The 19,482-nt window shown below is 37.9% G+C and carries 17 protein-coding genes; all 17 read right to left on the bottom strand.

All coding sequences use genetic code 11. The annotated features are described in order from the left end of the window. Positions 1-93: 93 nt before the first annotated feature. The 17 genes from murB to CKJ95_RS05075 all read right to left on the bottom strand — a co-directional run bounded on the left by murB (position 94) and on the right by CKJ95_RS05075 (position 19,434). A complete protein-coding gene (gene murB, locus CKJ95_RS05155) occupies positions 94-1,002 on the bottom strand; it encodes a UDP-N-acetylmuramate dehydrogenase (protein WP_099352340.1) in 909 nt (302 codons plus the stop codon). Between the two features lie 82 nt (positions 1,003-1,084). Continuing rightward, the gene (gene murG / locus CKJ95_RS05150) at positions 1,085-2,173 is read right to left on the bottom strand and encodes an undecaprenyldiphospho-muramoylpentapeptide beta-N-acetylglucosaminyltransferase (RefSeq protein ID WP_099352339.1); all 1,089 of its coding nucleotides are present in this window, start codon (positions 2,171-2,173) and stop codon (positions 1,085-1,087) included. Between the two features lie 110 nt (positions 2,174-2,283). Beyond that, complete coding sequence (gene spoVE / locus CKJ95_RS05145; RefSeq protein ID WP_099352468.1) at positions 2,284-3,384, bottom strand: stage V sporulation protein E; 1,101 nt, start codon at positions 3,382-3,384, stop codon at positions 2,284-2,286. Positions 3,385-3,432: 48 nt separating this feature from the next. Then, on the bottom strand, positions 3,433-4,785 hold the full coding sequence (gene murD, locus CKJ95_RS05140; protein WP_099352338.1) for a UDP-N-acetylmuramoyl-L-alanine--D-glutamate ligase: 1,353 nt from the start codon (positions 4,783-4,785) through the stop codon (positions 3,433-3,435). After that, positions 4,786-5,760: a phospho-N-acetylmuramoyl-pentapeptide-transferase gene (gene mraY / locus CKJ95_RS05135; RefSeq protein WP_099352337.1), complete on the bottom strand. Its 975-nt coding sequence runs from the start codon at positions 5,758-5,760 to the stop codon at positions 4,786-4,788. 2 nt (positions 5,761-5,762) lie between these two features. Continuing rightward, the gene (locus tag CKJ95_RS05130) at positions 5,763-6,209 is read right to left on the bottom strand and encodes a hypothetical protein (protein WP_099352336.1); all 447 of its coding nucleotides are present in this window, start codon (positions 6,207-6,209) and stop codon (positions 5,763-5,765) included. Continuing rightward, positions 6,210-7,673 (bottom strand): UDP-N-acetylmuramoyl-L-alanyl-D-glutamate--2,6-diaminopimelate ligase, encoded by a 1,464-nt coding sequence (locus tag CKJ95_RS05125; RefSeq protein WP_099352467.1) that lies wholly within the window; start codon positions 7,671-7,673, stop codon positions 6,210-6,212. It abuts the gene before it with no gap. A gap of 208 nt (positions 7,674-7,881) precedes the next feature. Further along, positions 7,882-9,837: a stage V sporulation protein D gene (locus CKJ95_RS05120; RefSeq protein WP_099352335.1), complete on the bottom strand. Its 1,956-nt coding sequence runs from the start codon at positions 9,835-9,837 to the stop codon at positions 7,882-7,884. 159 nt (positions 9,838-9,996) lie between these two features. Beyond that, complete coding sequence (locus CKJ95_RS05115) at positions 9,997-12,204, bottom strand: penicillin-binding protein (protein WP_099352334.1); 2,208 nt, start codon at positions 12,202-12,204, stop codon at positions 9,997-9,999. A 2-nt stretch (positions 12,205-12,206) separates the two neighbouring features. Then, a complete protein-coding gene (gene ftsL, locus CKJ95_RS05110) occupies positions 12,207-12,569 on the bottom strand; it encodes a cell division protein FtsL (RefSeq protein WP_099352333.1) in 363 nt (120 codons plus the stop codon). A 53-nt stretch (positions 12,570-12,622) separates the two neighbouring features. Next, entirely contained in the window at positions 12,623-13,555 is a 933-nt protein-coding gene (gene rsmH / locus CKJ95_RS05105) for a 16S rRNA (cytosine(1402)-N(4))-methyltransferase RsmH (protein WP_099352332.1), read from the bottom strand. Positions 13,556-13,849: 294 nt separating this feature from the next. Continuing rightward, positions 13,850-14,281 (bottom strand): division/cell wall cluster transcriptional repressor MraZ, encoded by a 432-nt coding sequence (mraZ, locus tag CKJ95_RS05100; RefSeq protein ID WP_099352331.1) that lies wholly within the window; start codon positions 14,279-14,281, stop codon positions 13,850-13,852. A gap of 252 nt (positions 14,282-14,533) precedes the next feature. Then, entirely contained in the window at positions 14,534-16,159 is a 1,626-nt protein-coding gene (bshC, locus tag CKJ95_RS05095; protein ID WP_099352330.1) for a bacillithiol biosynthesis cysteine-adding enzyme BshC, read from the bottom strand. 91 nt (positions 16,160-16,250) lie between these two features. Beyond that, positions 16,251-16,643 (bottom strand): DUF3397 domain-containing protein, encoded by a 393-nt coding sequence (locus CKJ95_RS05090; protein WP_099352329.1) that lies wholly within the window; start codon positions 16,641-16,643, stop codon positions 16,251-16,253. 3 nt (positions 16,644-16,646) lie between these two features. Then, positions 16,647-17,522: a 2-dehydropantoate 2-reductase gene (locus CKJ95_RS05085; RefSeq protein ID WP_099352328.1), complete on the bottom strand. Its 876-nt coding sequence runs from the start codon at positions 17,520-17,522 to the stop codon at positions 16,647-16,649. Between the two features lie 147 nt (positions 17,523-17,669). Beyond that, entirely contained in the window at positions 17,670-19,211 is a 1,542-nt protein-coding gene (locus CKJ95_RS05080; RefSeq protein ID WP_099352327.1) for an acyl-CoA carboxylase subunit beta, read from the bottom strand. Between the two features lie 10 nt (positions 19,212-19,221). Then, on the bottom strand, positions 19,222-19,434 hold the full coding sequence (locus tag CKJ95_RS05075) for a biotin/lipoyl-containing protein (RefSeq protein ID WP_099352326.1): 213 nt from the start codon (positions 19,432-19,434) through the stop codon (positions 19,222-19,224). Between the last annotated feature and the right edge of the window lie 48 nt (positions 19,435-19,482).

The raw sequence follows: 19,482 nt of genomic DNA, 5'->3' as shown, positions 1-19,482 counted from the left end.
GCATGTATACATGCCGTTTAGAAACTTATACAGTAACACATACATGTTATTGTATTATATCATATTTTCCTAAGAAATGGGTGTAGAATCTGTCTAGATTCGACCAATTATTTCAACTTCTGTTTCCATTCGCACTCCGTGTAGAGTATAGATTTTCTCCTTTACGAATCCAATGAGATCAAGAACATCCTGCGCTTTTGCATTTCCAGCATTCACAATAAAATTACCATGCATTTCGGATATTTTTGCTCCGCCAATGGTATAGCCTTTCAAGCCTGATTTTTCTACTAATTGACCAGCATAATGCGGAAGCGGATTACGAAAAATACTTCCAGCACAAGGGAGATCCCATGGTTGAGTATCCCTTCGATAGTCTTTATTTTTTTTCATGACTGCCGAAATATCTGCTTTATCCCCTTCAGTTAATTGAAACGTTGCTTCAACCACAATTCCAGGTCGTTTCTTTTGAAGGATTGAAGTACGGTAGGAATACTCCATTTCCTCATTCGAAAGCCATTCCAAACTACCATCATCGAATAAAATATGTGCCTTCGTTAATATTTTGGAAATATCAGACCCATGTGCCCCAGCGTTCATATAGACAGCGCCACCGATTGAACCTGGAATTCCACTTGAAAATTCAAGTCCTGACAATCCTTTTCTTGCAATTTGTACAGCAAGACTTACGATTGAATAACCAGCACCAACAGTTAAAGTTGTGCCTTGTAACTCCATATGATTAATGCCATTTCCTAGTTTAATAACTGCACCTTCAATACCTTTATCAGAAACTAGAAGATTTGAACCTCGTCCGATGGCACGCCATTTAATTCCGTGTTTTTTTATTATTTCAAGTGTCTTTTTTAAGGATTCAATACTATTTGGTTCGATAAATAAATCGGCCGGACCACCAATCTTAATGGTTGTATGCTTAGATAAAGGTTCGTTCTCTATAACCTTGCCAACATTCGACTCTTGAAGTTCTTTCACTATATTTTCCATGATTACCTCCTTCATCTGCATCTCGACTTAGAACAGACATTACTGTAGTATATGCTCATTGCTGCTTTCATGGTACATTCGCCTAGATTAGGTCATTCATCACTTTGTATAGACGACTAGCCGCATCTGGTATCCCTATTTCTGAAGAAGCATTTTTCATTTCTTCAAGTTTTATTGGGTTTAATAGAATTGAATCAATGTCCTTAATTAGCTGAGAACCTGTAAGATCTCTTTCAAGTCTTAATATGGCTGCCCCCTTATCACTTAAGGATCTTGCATTTTTCTCTTGATGATTATTTGTTACATAAGGGCTTGGCACTAAGATGCTTGGTAATCCTAAAGCAGTTAGTTCAGCTAAGGTTGTCGCACCTGCGCGAGCTACAACGAGGTCAACACCTGCTAGTACGTCCGGCATATTGTGGATAAACGGTTTGATGATCACATTATCAGGATTTCCAACCGCCTTTACCCGATTAAGTACATTTTCATAATGAACCTCACCAGTAACATACAGGAATTGATAATTTTTTTCCTTCACCTCGGATAAAGCACTCAAAAATGCGTCGTTAAGTGGTTTAGCACCTCTGCTTCCACCAACTAGTAAAACGGATTTTTGGGAACTTTTTAGACCAACAGATTCTCTCCCCGTACTTCCGTCTTTACCGATTACCTCAGACGCCCGTGGGTTTCCTGTAAGGATTACTTTTTCTTTAGGGAAAAACTGTCCAGCTTCTTCAAAGCAGATGGCCACCTTGTCAACATATCGACTTAAAAATTTATTTGTAAGACCTGGTATGCTGTTTTGTTCATGAATGATTGTTGGTATATGTAATTTTGATGCTGCGTAAACAACAGGTCCACATACATAACCGCCTGTACCTATTACAACATCAGGTTTAAAGTCTTTTATCAACTTCTTACTGTCTTGGACACCTTTTAGGAACCGAGTAATTGTTTTAATATTTTCAAAGGAAAGCTTTCGTTTGAATCCAGTGATATGGATTGTTTTAAATGGGATCCCTTCACGGGTTACAATACTGCTCTCCAACCCTTTTTCTGTACCGATATAGAGAAATTCGGCAGAAGGATTAAGTTTTTTAATTTCTTTAATTAAGGCAAGTGCAGGATAAATATGCCCTCCTGTTCCACCACCACTAACAACTATTTTCAAGGAAACTCCTCCCGTTTTTGGAAGTTTATCGTTCAAATTAGTTTAACCCTGTTCAAGTAAACAGGGTTAAACTTTTTTCTAAGTATAACATATATTCATGTGTTTTTGGGTTAATACCTTGAATACCTACTAATATTTAAAAGGACACCGACTGCCATGAGCATTAAGGTTAAGGATGACCCTCCGTAGCTTAAGAACGGAAGTGTTATTCCCGTTACCGGCATCAGACCAGTTACAACTCCAATATTTATAATTACTTGGATCGCAATCATCCCGATAATTCCAATTCCCAGGAAACTTCCATATAAATCAGGTGCCCCTAAAGCAATCCGTACGCCTCTCCAAAGTAGAATACTAAATAAAATGATGACAAATGAACCACCGATAAAGCCCAACTCTTCTGCTAGAATGGCAAAAATGAAGTCAGTCTGAGGTTCTGGCAAGTAGAAAAATTTCTGCCGACTTTGCCCCAAACCTAAACCGAATAAGCCTCCAGGTCCAATTGCATAAAGAGATTGAATAATTTGAAACCCTGTTCCTAATGGATCTTCCCATGGGTCTAAAAAGGATGTAATCCTTTTAATTCGATACGGAGCCGATAAAATTAAAGCAACAAATCCCACCACTCCAATTAAGCCCAAACCAACAAAATGGGAGATTCTTGCCCCCGCTACATATATCATCACAACACAAGTTCCAACCATTACTGTTCCCGTTCCTAAATCCGGCTGTAGCATAATCATACCAAACGCCAGAAAAACAAGACCCAGTGACGGCATTAATCCTTTTTTAAAGGAAGTAATTTTCTTTTGATTCTCAGATAGGAATTTTGCCAAAAACGCAATCATTGCTAATTTCATAAATTCTGATGGTTGTATTGAAAATGCTCCAACGCCAATCCAACTTTGAGAACCATTACGTTCCATTCCAATTCCAGGGATTAGTACAGCGACCAATAATACAAAACAAATAATGATTAGGACTTTTGCCCAGGTTCTCCAAGTCCAATAGTCCACATTCATGATGAAAAACATCGCAATGACTCCAACACTTGCAAATAATAATTGTCTTTTAGCAAAGAAAAACGAATCATCGAATTTATATGTAGCCCATATTGCACTGGCACTGTACACCATAATTAATCCAACTGCTAAAAGTGTAAGTGTTGTAATAATTAAAATGATATCCGGGGTCGTTCTCTGGGTCACAATCAAAACACCTCTACATTCTAGATTCAGAGCTCTAGATTGTCCAAGCCCTTACTTAAGCTTATGCACGGCGTTTATAAAAATGTCTCCTCTTTCTTCAAATGTTTTATGTTGATCCCAGCTAGCACATGCAGGTGATAATAAAATGACATCACCCTCATTTGAAAGATCATAAGCTACTTTTACCGCTGCTTCAACATTATCGACAATTTTTACGATTTCTATTCCAGCAAGTTGGCCAGCTTTTTCAAGCTTTTTAGCTGTTTGACCAAATAGAACCATCGCTTTCACCCGGGTTAGTTCATCTACAAGTTCATCAAATTCATTTCCACGGTCTAGTCCACCTGCTAACAAAATAACTGGCTGTTCAAAGGCAGAAATTGCCTTCTTTGTGGCAAGAATATTTGTCGCTTTTGAATCATTATAAAATTTACGATTTTCAATTGTAGTGACATACTGAAGGCGGTGTTTAACACCTGTAAAACTTGTTAAGACCTCGATAATGGCAGTATTAGGTGTTGACACGAGCTTCGCAACCGCAACAGCAGCCAAGATATTTTCGAGATTATGAACACCTGGTAAAACAATATTATTAATTTCAATGATTTTTTCATCATTAAAATAAATCGCCTGATCTTTTATATAAGCGCCTTCGTTTAATACTTTCGTGGTTGAAAAAGGAACTTTCTTACTTCTAACATTCTCAGCAGCAAACATCACATCCTTGTCATCTAGGTTGATGACACAATAATTAGCTTCTGTCTGATTTTCAAAAATTCTCGCCTTTGCTTTGATGTACTCTTCCTTTGTTCCATGGTAATCAAGATGGGCATCGAAAATATTTAACAACACAGCAATTTTAGGAGCAAAATCTTCAATTCCCATTAATTGAAAAGAAGAAAGCTCAGTCACGATAATATTTTCCTTTGCCGCCCCTTGTGCAACCTCGCAAGAAACTGTTCCAATATTTCCCGCAATTAATGGAGACTTCTCTCCTTTTTCAAGCATTTCATAAATCAACGTGGTGGTCGTTGTCTTTCCATTTGACCCCGTAATCCCAATAAAATCAGCTGGAGAAATATGGTATGCTAACTCCACTTCCGTTAAAATAGGGATGCCTTTATCGATCGCCTTAACAAGAATAGGATTACTATAAGGGATCCCAGGATTTTTGATAATAAAGTCAAAATGATCATCCAAAATGTCAATTGGATGACCTCCACACACTACTTTAATTCCCATTTTTTCTAGTTCCTGAGCAGCCTCATTTTCTTCATACGGCTTTTGGTCATTAACAGTTAGAATAGCCCCAACCTCATGGAGAACTCTTGCTGCAGCATAGCCGCTTTTGGCAAGTCCAAGTATTAAAATATGCTTATTAGTAAACTTCTCTGATTTTTTCAATTAAATCCACACCTCAATATAGATTCCAAGAATGGCACACAATAATCCAACAGTCCAAAATGTCACAACAACTCGCCATTCAGACCATCCTACTAATTCATAATGGTGATGCAAAGGACTCATTCTAAAAACACGTCTGCCTGTTGTTTTAAACGAAATGACTTGAATAATAACAGACAATGTCTCTATTACAAATACGCCACCAATTAATAATAATAGTATTTCAAGCTTTAGCATGATAGCAACTGTCGCAATTGCTCCACCAAGTGCAAGCGAACCTGTATCACCCATGAATACCTTGGCAGGGTTGGCATTAAATACGAGGAATCCAAGAACTGCACCGACTACAGCTACACAGAAAATAGCAACATCATATTGCGCTTGATTCCAAGCTAAAACCGCAAATGCCCCAAAAGCAATTGCTGCTGTACCCGATACTAATCCATCTAAACCATCCGTTAAATTGACTGCATTGGAGAACCCTACTAACCATACAATTAACAGCAGTACATACAGAAGTTTTAAATCAAATTCAAAATCTGTACCTGGTATTGAGATTGCTGTTGAAAAATTATTTTGTTTAAAAATAAAATAAAAAATGATAGCAATAACGATTTGACCAAACAGTTTCTGTCTCGAAGTCAAACCGAGATTCCTTTTTAATACCACTTTAATAAAGTCATCTAAAAAGCCTAGTACCCCATACCCAATTGTTACAAATAAAAGCAAATATGTAGTAACAGACAGTTCACCTAATCGATTTGACACTAAAAGGGTAGTTAGTAAAATGGAAACCAGAATAATGATTCCACCCATCGTCGGTGTTCCCGATTTTTTTTGATGGGATTTAGGTCCTTCCTCACGGATACTTTGTCCAAATTTTAATCTACGTAAGAAAGGGATAAAAATAGGGGAAAGAATGACACTTATTATAAACCCTATTGCAATCGAGTATATGACTACTTCTTCTATCATCCTTATCCCCTCCCTTCTTCATTCATTGCTACTTTTTTTGTCAGCTTCGTTATTTCATCCACTATGGGATAGTTTTGTTTCATTTCTTCAGTTACATGATTAAATAGTCTAAATTTTGTCATTTGATCATACCCATTTTCTTCGATTTTTTTAAGATAGAATTCTAGGATTAGTTTCAGTGCTGGTAGTGGTTCTGGTACTATAAATACAGGGAAATGATTGGGAAGAAATCCCGGTAATTTCTCTTCCTTGGGCCAAACTGCTGCAACCACACCATTATAAAGCGCACGCTTTAATAATTCATCCCTTTTTTCTTGTTCAATTGAAATAAATAGCCCTTTTTTCGTGATGAGGTTTGGATCTGTAATCACTTCTTCAAAATAGAAATCTTGACTTCTTAATCCATATGATTCTTGAAAAAGACTCCATAAATCGTGGTTGGATAACAATTATGTCAACTCCTTAATTGCACGTGCTGCAACAAGGCGGTCATCAAACGAGTGAATTTTATTCCCGATGAGTTGATAAGTTTCGTGTCCTTTGCCAGCAATGATTATTATATCATTCTCACCCGCATTTGAAATAGCATAAAATATTGCTTTTTCACGATCGGGGATTGTGATGTATGTTTCTCCTACTACTCCAGCTTCCATCTCCTTTAGAATTTGAACAGGGTCTTCTGAGCGAGGATTATCTGATGTAAAAATAGGGATATCCGCAAATTTTGTAGCAATCCTTGCCATGATTGGGCGCTTTGACCGATCACGATCACCACCACATCCAATAATGACAAAGATTTTCCCATTTGAAAACTCTTTTACAGTTTTCAAAACATTTTCAAGGCTATCAGGCGTATGTGCATAATCCACAATCACAGTAAAATTTTGCCCTAGGTTCACAATTTCAAAACGTCCGGGAACCCCTTTTACCTTTTCAACTGCTGAAATAATGGTTGAAATAGGTATTCCAGAAATGATACAAGTAGCGATTGCCGCCAACACATTATAGACACTAAACATACCAATTAAATTCATCTTCACCTCGTAAGAACCGAACGGAGTTGTTAAAATAAACTCTGTCCCTGAGGCGGTCATACGAACACACGAAGCCACAATATCAGCTGAATGGTGAATGCCATATGAGATGATAGCTGCTGAAGTAGACCTTGCATATTCCCTTGAAGCAGGGTCATCATTATTTAGTACGGCAAATTTTGGATTATCTTTGTCAAATCGATTTCCTAATCCAGTAAACAACAGACCTTTTACTCTACGATACTCGTCAATTGTCTGGTGGTAATCCAGATGATCCTGAGTCAAATTAGAGAAAACAGCAATATTAAAATCACAACCATGGACCCTACCAATATCTAGGGCATGAGAGGAAACCTCCATAACTGCGGTGTTTATTTTCTCAGAAACCATTTGCTTAAAATACCTTTGTAGCATGACTGATTCTGGTGTTGTATTTTTCATTTCAATGGTCTTTTCACCAATTTTCGTATGCATGGTTCCAATTAAGCCTATTTTCTGGCCAGCTTCTTTAAATATCTCCTCGATTATGTGACTTATTGACGTTTTACCATTTGTCCCAGTAACTCCAATTAAATGGAGTTGATGTGTCGGGTGATGGTAAAAAGCGTCAGCCAACACAGCCATTGTTCTTCGGGTGTTTTTTACCTTGATAACCGGAATGGATACCTGGACCTCTTTTTCAGCAATAATAGCAACAGCACCTTGTTCTTCCGCTTGCTTTGCAAACAAATGGCCATCAAACGTACTACCTTCTACACAAAAGAACAAACTTCCCTTTCCTACCGCTCTCGAGTCCATTTCAAGAGATGTGATAAGTGGGTTGGCACTACCTTTTTCCGTAAAATCATGCAAGTTAGCTAATAATTCTTGTAATCTCATCATGAATTTTACCATTTCCCCTCGAAAGATTTACTCTGTCGAATGGGCACCAGATTAACATGTTACTCCAGACTTACGTTGTTGTCTAGTACCCTATTTACCTATTAGACATTTAACAAAAGGACCTTACAAAAAATTTTATTCCTCTATATTAAAGGTATTCCTTTTTATAGAAAAAAGAAGCCAAAAGGGGGAATCCTTTGGCTACTTAATTCTTATCTTTTGATTCTTTTTTATCTGCGCCTTCCCCGAGATGGATTCGTAATGTTGTTCCTTCTTGAACTCGTTCACCTGCATTTGGAGCTTGGTCAACGACAACATTTCCTTCACCACTTATATCCAATTTTATATTCATTAATTGTTGTTGCAATTCCTGCTTAGTCAAGCCAATCACATCAGGAACTTCAAGATATTTTTTATCGGTCCACAATTTGATTTCTTTCTCGATTTGATTGTCTCGCTTTTCAATACCAAGCAACGGTAAACTTTCACGCATAATATTTCCAACGATTGGCGCTGCTACTACTCCACCAAATTGCACAGTACCTTTAGGATTATCTACGGCAATGTATACGACAATTTGTGGGTCATCTGCCGGTGCAAATCCAATAAAGGATACGATGTGGTTATTTTGTAGATAGCCGCCACCTTTTTTCGATTTTTGGGCAGTACCTGTTTTACCACCCACACGATAACCATCCACATAAGCTCCACCACCAGAACCTTTGGCAACAACATTTTCAAGCGCAAAACGTACCTGTTTGGATGTTTCTTCTGAAATGACACTACGAATAGCTTCAGGCTCATTCCGTTTAACAACCTGACCTGTTATAGGGTCCACCCATTCTTTAGCAACATACGGCTTATATAAGGTCCCTCCATTTACCGCTGCAGCTACAGCTGTGACCTGTTGAATCGGTGTTACGGCTACCCCTTGACCAAATGCTGTTGTGGCTAACTCTACAGGACCGACATTTTCAGGTTTAAATAGAATACCTGTCCCTTCTCCTTGAAGATCAATTCCAGTCTTTTGTCCAAATCCAAAATTCTTTATATACTTAAATAAGGTGTCTTTTCCTAATCTAGTGCCTAGTTCTACAAATCCTGGGTTACATGAATTTTGGACGACCTCTAAGAAGGTCTGATGTCCATGTCCGCCCCTTTTCCAGCACTTAAGTGTTGCTCCCCCTACTTTCGCAAAACCGGGATCAGTAAAATGATCATTCTCTAAGTTGACTTTTCCCTCCTCTAAGGAAGCTGCTAGTGTAATAATCTTAAAAGTTGAACCAGGTTCATACGTACTCCAAACTGGGAGGTTACGGTTATATACCTCTTGTGGGACGTTCCTAAAGTTGGCTGGATCAAAATCAGGTCTTGAAGACATCCCTAAAATTTCTCCATTATTTGGATTCATCGCAATCGCAATGATTCCATCAGGGTTATATTGTGCTTCAGCATTATCAAGTTCCCGTTCAATTACGGTTTGGATTTTTGTATCAATGGTTAGCCTCAAATCCAAACCATCCTTCGGAGGTGTATAATCATCCGCGATATCTGGCATTCTTCTACCTTTCGCATCTGAATAAAACTGAACACTTCCTTCTTCACCCTTTAATTCTTCATCATAACTTTTCTCTAGTCCTGTTAACCCTTGGTTATCGATACCAGCAAAGCCTAATACATGAGAGAGGTAACTGCCAAAAGGATAATGACGCTTTGAATCTTCCGCGATGTAAACACCCTTTATCCCAAGTGCACGGACCTCATTCGCTTTTTCATGAGAAATTTTTCTGCCCTCGGGATTGATATATACCTTTGACTCATTTTGGGTAATTTTTTTAAATGCTTTCTCTTTTGACATATTTAATACTGCAGCTAATTTTTCTGCTGCCTCAGCAGGGTTTTCAATTTGTCTAGGAACAACTAAAACTGTCGGAGCACTTTGATTGGTAGCGAGGACAACATCATTGCGATCGAGAATTTTTCCGCGTTCAGGTTCAAACGGAATGTCCCTGCTCCAAGAATCTTTGGCGAGTGCAGTCAGCTTTTCTCCTACAAAAAATTGAACATACCCTAAGCGAACATCAATAATTAGAAATAATAAAAACCCTATAAATAGTACTATTGATAACCTTCTTCGTACTGTTACATTCGAAACTCGCATATTGTTGTACCTCCTATTGAAACGTAAGCGCCTTTAAAAAGTGAAAATCTCTTTAAAATCCAAGGCTCGTCTAAATATATGCTTGTACAGGAATGAATAGAACGAAAGGGTCGCCAATGAATTTCTTATAACAAAAAAGGAACTGAAAAATCAGCTCCCTCATTGTTCTTTCTCACTATTCTCTTCTTCAACGGGTTCTTCTCCCGGTGTATTTGGTGTTTCAAGATTTACCGTTAACTTATCCCCTTCTTTTAAGATTGACCCTGGCTCTAAGCTTTGTTTGACAACATAACCATTACCATTATAAGATGCTTTGATATTCGTTAAATCGGCTAACATCATGACGTCCCGTAAAGACCAGCCCGTCATGTCCGGAAGGGTTGCATCTTGGTCGGTACGAAGGAATATATGCTCATTTGGCAGAACTTTTTCGCCTTGTTTCGGAATCTGAGCAACGATCTTCTTTCCATTTCCAATCACAGTCGCTCTAAGATTTTGCTTTTCAATTGCTGCTATTGCCTCTTCTTTTGATTTCCCTGCATAAGAGTCAGTTGCTATTTCTTGATCTACATTCTCATTATTTTCTGGACTTGGATCAGTTGGTTGAATATTTAAATACTGCAGGCTATTTTTCATAACATGATTGAATACAAGCGCAACTGGCTCGCTGCCAATGTCGGTATCTTTAAGTTCTGGTTGTTGAACTGCAACATAAACAACAAGTTTCGGGTTATCCAGTGGGGCCATCCCAAGAAAGGAATATAAATAATTTCCTCTTCCATATAAATACCCACCCTGAGGACTAGGAATTTCGGCAGTACCTGTTTTCCCTGCCACTTGGTAACCTTCTAGATTATATTGTCTTCCTGTTCCATCCGTTACCACTTTACCTAACAAATCTAACACATGCTTAGCAGTTTCAGCTGACACTGGTTGACCTGCTACTTTAGGCTCATGGTCGACAACCGTTTTATTCGTATCAGGGTCAACGATTTTATCGACAACATATGGTTTCATCATCTTTCCACCGTTTGCAATGGCTGTTGCGGCCTGGACCTGCTGTATTGGAGTAACAGAAGATGCTTGTCCAAATGCTGTTGATACTTTATCAATCTCCCATTTAAAGTTTATCTTATTTTCAACTTCGCCTTCTAAATCAATACCAGTTGGTCGGTCAAGACCAAAACGACCTAAATACTCCAATAATTTATCCGTACCTAATTGTTCATTTGCAATTTTTGCAAATGAAACGTTTGAAGATTTAAGCACGCCTTCATCATAGGTAATTGAACCCCAACCTACCCTGTTATGGTCACGAATGGTTTCTCCACCCACAGAGTAGCTTCCAGAAGCGAATTTTGCATTACCATTATAGACTCCCTCTTCTATCGCTGCTGCCAATGTGAATATCTTCATCGTAGAACCTGGTTCAAATGGATAGGCAATCACATCATTTAAGTAATTTTCGATATTTCTTACATTCGGGTCAAAGCTTGGTCTTGTTGACATCGCTAAGATTTCGCCGGTCTTTGGATTAGCAACAACACCGATCACTTTTTTCGGCTTATATTCCTTAACAGCCGTGTTCATGGCGTCCTCTAAGAAAGTTTGAATCGTTTGGTCAATCGTTAAATAAACATTACTTCCATTATCGGGAGCCACTATCTGTTCTTTAGCGTCCGGAAGCTTATACCCTTTTGTATCACTTTGAAATTTCATATAGCCATCTTCTTCAAGAAGATATTTATCGAGGTCTTTTTCAATCCCCAACATTCCGACGGTATCCGTCTTTTTAGTTTCCTTGTCGGTTACTTTACCGGCATACCCTACAAGATGTGATGCAAACGTCCCATTCGGATAGTAGCGTTTTGATTCTCGTCTAAACGCAATGCCAGGCAATTCTAATGCTTCAATTTCTTGCTTGAGTGATGTACTTATATCGCGTCCATTCGTACCAAACTCAACCTGTTTTCGATCAGGCTTTGTTAAAATTTTATACATTTCGTTTTCATCCATTTTTAAAAGCGGTGCAAGCTTGCTTGCCGTTTCTTCAGGATCAACTACATGTTTCGGATTATCTTCGTCTAGGGTTAGTTCTTCGTCGAGGATTGCGACCACTGTAAAAGAAGAAGTGTCCTCAGCAATTGGATTCCCATTGCGGTCATAAATAGCTCCTCGTTTTGCTTCAATTGCTCTTTGTTTTGTATATTTTTCTTCTGCTAAAGCCGCTAAAACAACACCATCAACCTTACCCGTACCTTGGATATACACAAATCTTGCCATCAATGTAAAAAAGAGCAAAGCAAATATTATACTAATAAATGCTGCTCCTCTGTTTATATTGTTATTTTTAACCTTTATTTTCATAATTAGTTTCCTTGGACCACTTTAACGTTATTCTCATTTAATACAAGTCCAAGTTCTCTTGCTTTTTCCCATAAACGCTCATATTCGCTTAGTTCTTGAACTTGTACATAAAGGTCATTGTTTGTTTTTGTTTGTTGAGTAATTGATGCTTCGATTTGTTGAATTTCGATATTCGTTTTGTAGATGGATACTTGGTTAGATATGATATGAATTGCGCAGAATATCACAGCTACAGAGAATATTATCCCTAATAACTTTTCCCCTAACGAAAATCGAAATTTCTGTCTTCTTTCCGGTCGTGTCTTTGGTGCCTGATTTGGTTGATAGTTTTCTGTTTGTCTAACTTTGTATGCTAAATTACCCATCATATCCCTCCTTAAGTATCTCTTCTAGTTATTAATGAATGAAGCCACGAAACTTAAAGCTTCTCTGCAATCCTTAACTTTGCAGAACGAGCTCTTTTGTTTGCCTCTAATTCTTCTTCTGTAGGTAATATCGGTTTTCTTGTGATAAGTTTTAATGTAGGTTTATATTCATCAGGTATAATTGGAATCCCTGGTGGTAGGGGTGGACCTTCACTTGCCTTTTTAAAGGCAACCTTACAAATCCGATCCTCTAGTGAGTGGAAGGTTATGACACTTACTCGCCCACCTGTTGCCAAAAGCTCAATTGACTGGTGAATAGCATCTTCAAATACCTTTAATTCATCGTTTACCGCAATTCGAATCGCTTGGAAAATTCTTTTCGCTGGATGTCCGCCGGTTCTTCTAGCAGCAGCAGGAATTCCATCTTTAATTAACTCAACCAATTCTCCTGTCGTTTCGATTGATTTTTTTTCTCTTGCAGCCTCTATTTTTCTAGCAATTTGTTTGGAAAACTTTTCTTCACCGTATTGAAAAAAGATTCTTACCATTTGCTCATATGACCAATTGTTGACAACGTCATAAGCTGATAATGTTGAATTTTGGTCCATTCTCATATCAAGTGGTGCATCGTGGTGATAGCTGAATCCTCTTTCCGGTGTGTCTAATTGTGGTGATGATACCCCTAAATCAAACAGAATTCCATCAACAGCCGTAACACCTTGTTCATGTAATTTCTCAGTTATGTGAGCAAAATTACTTTTGATGATGGTAACAATGTCACCATATTCCGCAAGCTTGTCCTGTGCATTTTTAATCGCAATATCGTCTTGATCAAAAGCATATAGCTTACCCTTGTTTGAAAGCTTTGAAGCTATGTATGAACTATGTCCTGCACCACCAAGTGTGCAGTCTACGTATATTCCATCTGGACGAATCTTCAATCCATCGGCAGCCTCTTCTAATAGAACGGTTTTGTGTTTGAACATGTTAGCACCTCTTATTTCAGTAATACACTTATTTTATACACAAGAGTTCATTCAAATGCGCCTTGGCGTATTTGCGCACGATTTTTTTAGGCCCACACGATGTGGGTCACAAAGACGTTGCCACAGGAAGTGGCGTTCTTAGTCTTTGATCTTATGATCGAAAATCTTCCACTGAAAAATCGTGGCATCCGCCGGAGGCTATAACTTTATTCAGTCTGGGTTTGAATCCTCCCAGAATATTATACTAATAAAGCATTCATCACACCATAAAAAAGTGAATCCTGCTGAATAAAGTTATATATCAAAACCGATCATATTTTCAGCTATATCAGAAAAAGATTCTTCAGAAGCAGCGAAATATTCTTCCCACTTCTCCTTACTCCAAATTTCAATACGGTTTGATACTCCAAGTACTACACATTCCTTCTCAAGCCCAGCGTATGAAACTAACGGTGTTGCAATATTTACTCTTCCTTGTTTATCAAGTTCACATTCAATGGCTCCAGAAAAGAAAAAACGTGTGAACGCTCGTGCGTCTTTTTTAGTAAGTGGGAGTGTTTTTAATTTTTCCTCAAGTATTTTCCATTCTGATTGTGGGTAACCGAATAAGCACTGATCTAAACCTCTAGTTAAAACAAATGTTTCTCCTAGGTTTTCTCGAAACTTAGCAGGTATAATCATTCGGCCTTTCGTATCAACAGTATGATGGTATTCTCCCATGAACATATCTATTGTCCCCACTTTCTGACTTTATCTTACCACAATCCCCCACTTTCCACCACCGGTTTTTATAATATTTTTCCAAATCAAATAAACCTTGGTTTATTTGCGCCCGATTTTTTTCGTGCTTGCTCGAAAAATTACCTTTGAAAAATCGTGGCATCCGCCGGAGGCTTTTATTTTAATCAGCAAAGGTCGCCTACTTTTGCTGATTAAAATAAAAAAAATCCCCGGAATTCCGAGGATTTTCGTCATATTCTACATCTTTACTACCTTATGCTTTCCGTTAAATTCAAACGAAAGTGCTAATAAATCTTGGATAAAATCGTCTCCGTATTTATTTAAATAGTAAAAAACATTCCAAACTCTCTCCTGTGGGGAGCCAAGTGGTAGAAGAGATTTTTCTATTCGGTTAAAACGATTCAATTCTATTTCATTACTGTTTAAAATACTTCGGTTTATTGTGTTCTTCACGAAATCAAGCTGCGATTGAATGTTTTGAGCATTTTTCAAGAGAAGATCCCCTAATCCTGAATCAACTTCAAGCCCCACTTTTCGTATCTTCTTATGAATTTGCTCTACTTCTTTTTTCGCATCGAGAATAATCCCGTCCACATCAGCTGTTTGTTGTTCCAACCAGGACTGTTTTACTTTTGAAAGTTCTCCAGAAAGGGTAGCTTGAATCGTTAATCCCACTTCTTCGATATTAGACTCTATCGCCCTTTCAACAATTGTCATCATGAGTCTTGGTACAACAGGAGGCATCTGAATCTCCATTACAGCAAACACCTTTTTTAGCTCGGCCCAGTATGAAACCTCACCAGGTCCAGAAATAAAAGCTAGTGTTGGAAACAAGAACTCCTGCATAACTGGTCTTGTTACTACATTGTTACTTAGAAGTTCTGGTTGTTTCTCCGCAACTTCAAGCAATTCGTCTCCACAAAGTATACATTCATTGTTTTTACCGCTAAACACATCTTGTTCCATATTATACTCAAGTAAAATACGTTCATCATTTTGGGTGTAAAAAAGGTTTGCACTCGACTCATTCATTTCAATCATTTTTGGGTATTGATGAGATGACAATACCTCTTGCTGAAGCAACAATCCATCATGAATCTCTCTATTTTTTTCAACCATTTTTCTTAAGAATTGAGATTGAATGGTTCTAATTTCTTTTGATCCTGAATCAACAAGGATAAGACCGGTTTCTCCAAAAAGATCATTAATAATCTGCACAAAGAAATCAACATAGGTCTTTGATTTTTCCGCGAAACCAGTTAAACGTTCCAGAAGACCGTTTGTATGGTTTGTTTCACCATAAGTCTCGAAGATTTCTTCTATCCATTCTAAAAAGCCCGCTTGTTCAATCTCAATCGATGAAACCATTGTTTTACGATTGTGATATTGTGGAACAGCCCTTTTTCGAATACCATTTTGCAGATTTATAAAGAGATGATTGATTTCCGCAAAATCATGGTCCTCTCCCGCAATCCAAAACACTGGCAGTACCGGTACATTTAATTTCTCTTCTTGCTCTTTTGCAAGTTTTATAATAGATACGATTTTATGGATCGTATACAATGGCCCAGTTAAAATACCCGCTTGTTGCCCACCAATCACCACGACACTACTTGGATCAAGTAGCTTATTAATATTCTCGATCGTATGTTGATGATAATTGAATCTTTTATTAAAGATAAGCAAATGCTCAACAAGTTTTTCACGTTCAAAATGCCTTTTTTGTAGATCCTTTTTTCTTATCTCATAGACAAGGGGAGAATGTATATCATAATCGAAAAATTTCTCTATATCCATTTTATTTAAAAGATAGTCATTGACTAATCGATTTGATGATGGCAAAGAGAGATCCAAAACCTCCATAAATTCTTGTTCTTCCTTTCTTATCCAGTATGTATCTTAGATGAGTATAGCACGCTTTTTCTATAAACCAAAAATATTCGCTCATGATGGATTAATTTATGGTTGTGACGAAAATTCGTTGAACCAAGCCGATTAAAAGCAAAAGAAAATAAGCAAATGTAGATGCAAGAAAAACAAATCGCCAAGATTTCTTTAATACTTTCACCGTATCTATTTCATGACTTTTTCTCCAAGTCACAAATCCAGTCAGCAAAATGGAAAAAACAAGGATCAGGATGATTAGCCAAAGCATGCTTTTTCCCACAATTACGAGCAATAAATAATGCACTGCAATGAGAAAAAATACGGTTGTAATATCTACCGAAAGAAAAAATGATTTTCTGTTACTTTTCAATATAAATCTACTAATTAAATAGACTAGTATAAAGCCAAGCACAGGAACTGTAACAAAGGTCGCTGCAATACCGGCAAAAAAATTGATCATTCCCTATCCCCCTCTTCTTTCCATCCCTTTTATAGAATCATGTAGAAATTGTGTTATCGCTACTTCCCGCTCTATTTTCTCTGCTTCTGCTAAAACATATCCTAAAATGGCATCAATTTCCGTTTTTCTTCCTTCTTCTATATCTCGTAGCATAGATGATTTATTTTGAGCAGTATTTTCACAAATTGTCGTCACAAGCTCCCACATTTGTTCTTCATTACAAGGTATGACAGACGTGATTTCACGAAATAAAGTCTTCACTTGGTTCTTGAAATACTCATTTTGAAGCAATCTCCCATTCTTAACACCATATAAAGCTGTTAATGGGTTGATGACAGCATTAGCAATCAGCTTTGAAGTTATCATTTTATACCAATCGTTATGAAATTCGATTTGGAACTCCTTAGAGGGTATGTCAAATGCGGGAAAATCCCCTTTAAAAATCGCTAGCTTTGTACGACCAATGCCAGTATGTATGATGGTAGTGTCATTGAATTTTAAAGCACCATGTTCTACAACACCCACAAGGATATTTGTATTTTCGAGTTGATTCATGAACTCAAGATGACCCATTCCGTTTTGCAAAAAACAAACTGTTTGTACTTTTTCTAAATCTTTGATCTGTGAAAGGGCGTCCTTCAATATGTATTGTTTCACCGCGACGAAAAGGATATCTTCTCCGATTACACTAGCTTTACTTGATATGGCTTGTACTCGGTATGTTTTTGACGTATTTTCAATGTCTATTGTTACGCCGTTTCGATTAATTTCAGATGCCTGACGTTCAGTTCTCGTATATAGAGTTACACCATGGTATTCTGCAAGATAGCCTGCAAATAACAACCCGATAGAACCCCCACCAATTATTCCAATTTTCATAGTTCCAACTCCATAGTTTGTCCTACCTTTATATTACCAAAAAGCCCGACAAAATGACTAGATACTTACTATAAAAGGTAGGCAAAATCATACCAATACAGAAATAACCCCAAGGCAAATTCCTTGGGGTCTAATTAACCTTCTTATTTATACTGGATAGACTGGATGTTTTTTCTGGCCGAATTCAAGTTCCTTTGTTTCGTAAGCAGCCAAACGATCAATGAGGACACGTCTAAGCTCTGCAGCTGGAACAATATCATCTACAATTAGCTCAGAAGCCAGCTTGTAAATATCGATCGTCTCTTTATACTCTTGTTGTTTTTGTTGAACAAAAGCGATCCGCTCTTTTGGGTCTTCAATTTCATTAATTTTATTCGAATATACTGCATTAACCGCTGCTTCAGGCCCCATAACTGCAATTTGGGCTGTCGGAAGTGCGACACAGTAATCCGGCTCAAATGCAGGACCTGCCATTGCATAAAGTCCAGCGCCATATGCTTTTCGCACGATAACTGAAATCTTCGGAACAGTTGCGGAGCTCATTGCAGCAATCAATTTTGCTCCATGTCTAATAATGCCCGCCCTTTCAACCTTTGTACCAATCATAAACCCAGGAACATCAGCTAAGAACACTAACGGGATATGGAATGCATCACATAATGTGATAAATTTAGCCGCTTTGTCAGCAGAATCTACAAATAGGACTCCACCTTTTACCTTTGGTTGGTTTGCAATAATCCCAACAGGTTTTCCATCTATACGTGCTAATCCAGTAATTATTTCTGGAGCAAATAATTTCTTAATTTCATAGAAGCTTCCTTCATCAATGAGGGTATCAATGCCTTCGTACATATTAAAAGGAGCATTCTGATTTACAGGTATGATCTCTTGTAGGCTTTTACCTTCCTTTGGTAATCTCCCTTCCATACAAGAGGGTTTGTTCAAATAATTGGCAGGGAAAAATTGCAAATACTGTCGTGCACTTTGAATCGCTTCCTCTTCATTGGCAGCAAGTACATCTCCACAGCCACTAACTGTACAATGCATTCTTGCCCCGCCCATTTCTTCTAAGGTCACTTTCTCACCAATGACTTTTTCGGCCATCCTTGGTGAACCTAAATACATTGAAGCATTTTTATCAACCATGATCACAATATCGCAAAATGCAGGTATATAAGCCCCTCCTGCAGCTGATGGACCAAATAAAATACATATTTGAGGGATCATCCCTGATAGTTTTACTTGATTATGAAAAATGCGCCCCGCCCCTCGACGATTCGGAAACATCTCAAGTTGGTCTGTAATCCGAGCTCCAGCGGAATCTACTAAATATAATAGCGGTACACGAAGCTTTTCAGCAGTCTCTTGAATCCGAATGATTTTCTCAACCGTCCTAGCTCCCCACGAACCCGCTTTAACAGTAGAATCATTTGCCATTACACATACTTTTTGTCCGTTTATCTCTCCAATTGCAGTAACGACACCGTCTGCTGGAAGGTCGCCTGCTGAATTGTTTGCATATTTTCCATCCTCTTGGTATATTCCTTTATCAAATAAAAGCGCAAGACGGTCACGAACAAATAATTTATTTTGTTCTTTCAGCTTTTGATGGTATTTTTCATGCCCTCCTGCTTCGATTTCTTTGCTTTTTTCAACTAACTTTTGGTCCAAATCCTTTGTATGAAGCATTATTACCCTCCTATTCTAGTACAAGTAATACATCGTCTTCGTTTACAAAATCACCGATTTCTACTTTAATAGATGCAACCTTGCCAATATGTACGCTTTCTATCGGTATTTCCATTTTCATTGATTCCAGCATGACCACAACCTGGCCTTCGTTTATCTCATCCCCTACTGAAACCAATACTTGTAATACTGTCCCTGCCATGCTCGCTGTTATTTCTTTCATATTAAGTCCCCCTATTAATTGAGCGTATTGTCAAAACTTTTATAAGAA

This window comes from Fredinandcohnia onubensis, assembly GCF_002734285.1.
GTDB lineage: Bacteria > Bacillota > Bacilli > Bacillales > Bacillaceae_L > Ferdinandcohnia > Ferdinandcohnia onubensis_A.
Note: the sequence above shows the minus strand (reverse complement) of the source record. Positions and strands in the feature narration are given on the sequence as shown.

Bases quoted from the DNA above. Each gene is read 5' to 3' on its own strand.
- murB (WP_099352340.1), bottom strand. From the start codon at position 1,002: ATGGAAAATATAGTGAAAGAACTTCAAGAGTCGAATGTTGGCAAGGTT.
- mraY (WP_099352337.1), bottom strand. From the start codon at position 5,760: ATGATAGAAGAAGTAGTCATATACTCGATTGCAATAGGGTTTATAATA.
- CKJ95_RS05125 (WP_099352467.1), bottom strand. From the start codon at position 7,673: ATGAGATTACAAGAATTATTAGCTAACTTGCATGATTTTACGGAAAAA.
- CKJ95_RS05120 (WP_099352335.1), bottom strand. From the start codon at position 9,837: ATGCGAGTTTCGAATGTAACAGTACGAAGAAGGTTATCAATAGTACTA.
- CKJ95_RS05115 (WP_099352334.1), bottom strand. From the start codon at position 12,204: ATGAAAATAAAGGTTAAAAATAACAATATAAACAGAGGAGCAGCATTT.
- ftsL (WP_099352333.1), bottom strand. From the start codon at position 12,569: ATGGGTAATTTAGCATACAAAGTTAGACAAACAGAAAACTATCAACCA.
- rsmH (WP_099352332.1), bottom strand. From the start codon at position 13,555: ATGTTCAAACACAAAACCGTTCTATTAGAAGAGGCTGCCGATGGATTG.
- mraZ (WP_099352331.1), bottom strand. From the start codon at position 14,281: ATGTTCATGGGAGAATACCATCATACTGTTGATACGAAAGGCCGAATG.
- bshC (WP_099352330.1), bottom strand. From the start codon at position 16,159: ATGGAGGTTTTGGATCTCTCTTTGCCATCATCAAATCGATTAGTCAAT.
- CKJ95_RS05090 (WP_099352329.1), bottom strand. From the start codon at position 16,643: ATGATCAATTTTTTTGCCGGTATTGCAGCGACCTTTGTTACAGTTCCT.
- CKJ95_RS05085 (WP_099352328.1), bottom strand. From the start codon at position 17,522: ATGAAAATTGGAATAATTGGTGGGGGTTCTATCGGGTTGTTATTTGCA.
- CKJ95_RS05080 (WP_099352327.1), bottom strand. From the start codon at position 19,211: ATGCTTCATACAAAGGATTTGGACCAAAAGTTAGTTGAAAAAAGCAAA.
- CKJ95_RS05075 (WP_099352326.1), bottom strand. From the start codon at position 19,434: ATGAAAGAAATAACAGCGAGCATGGCAGGGACAGTATTACAAGTATTG.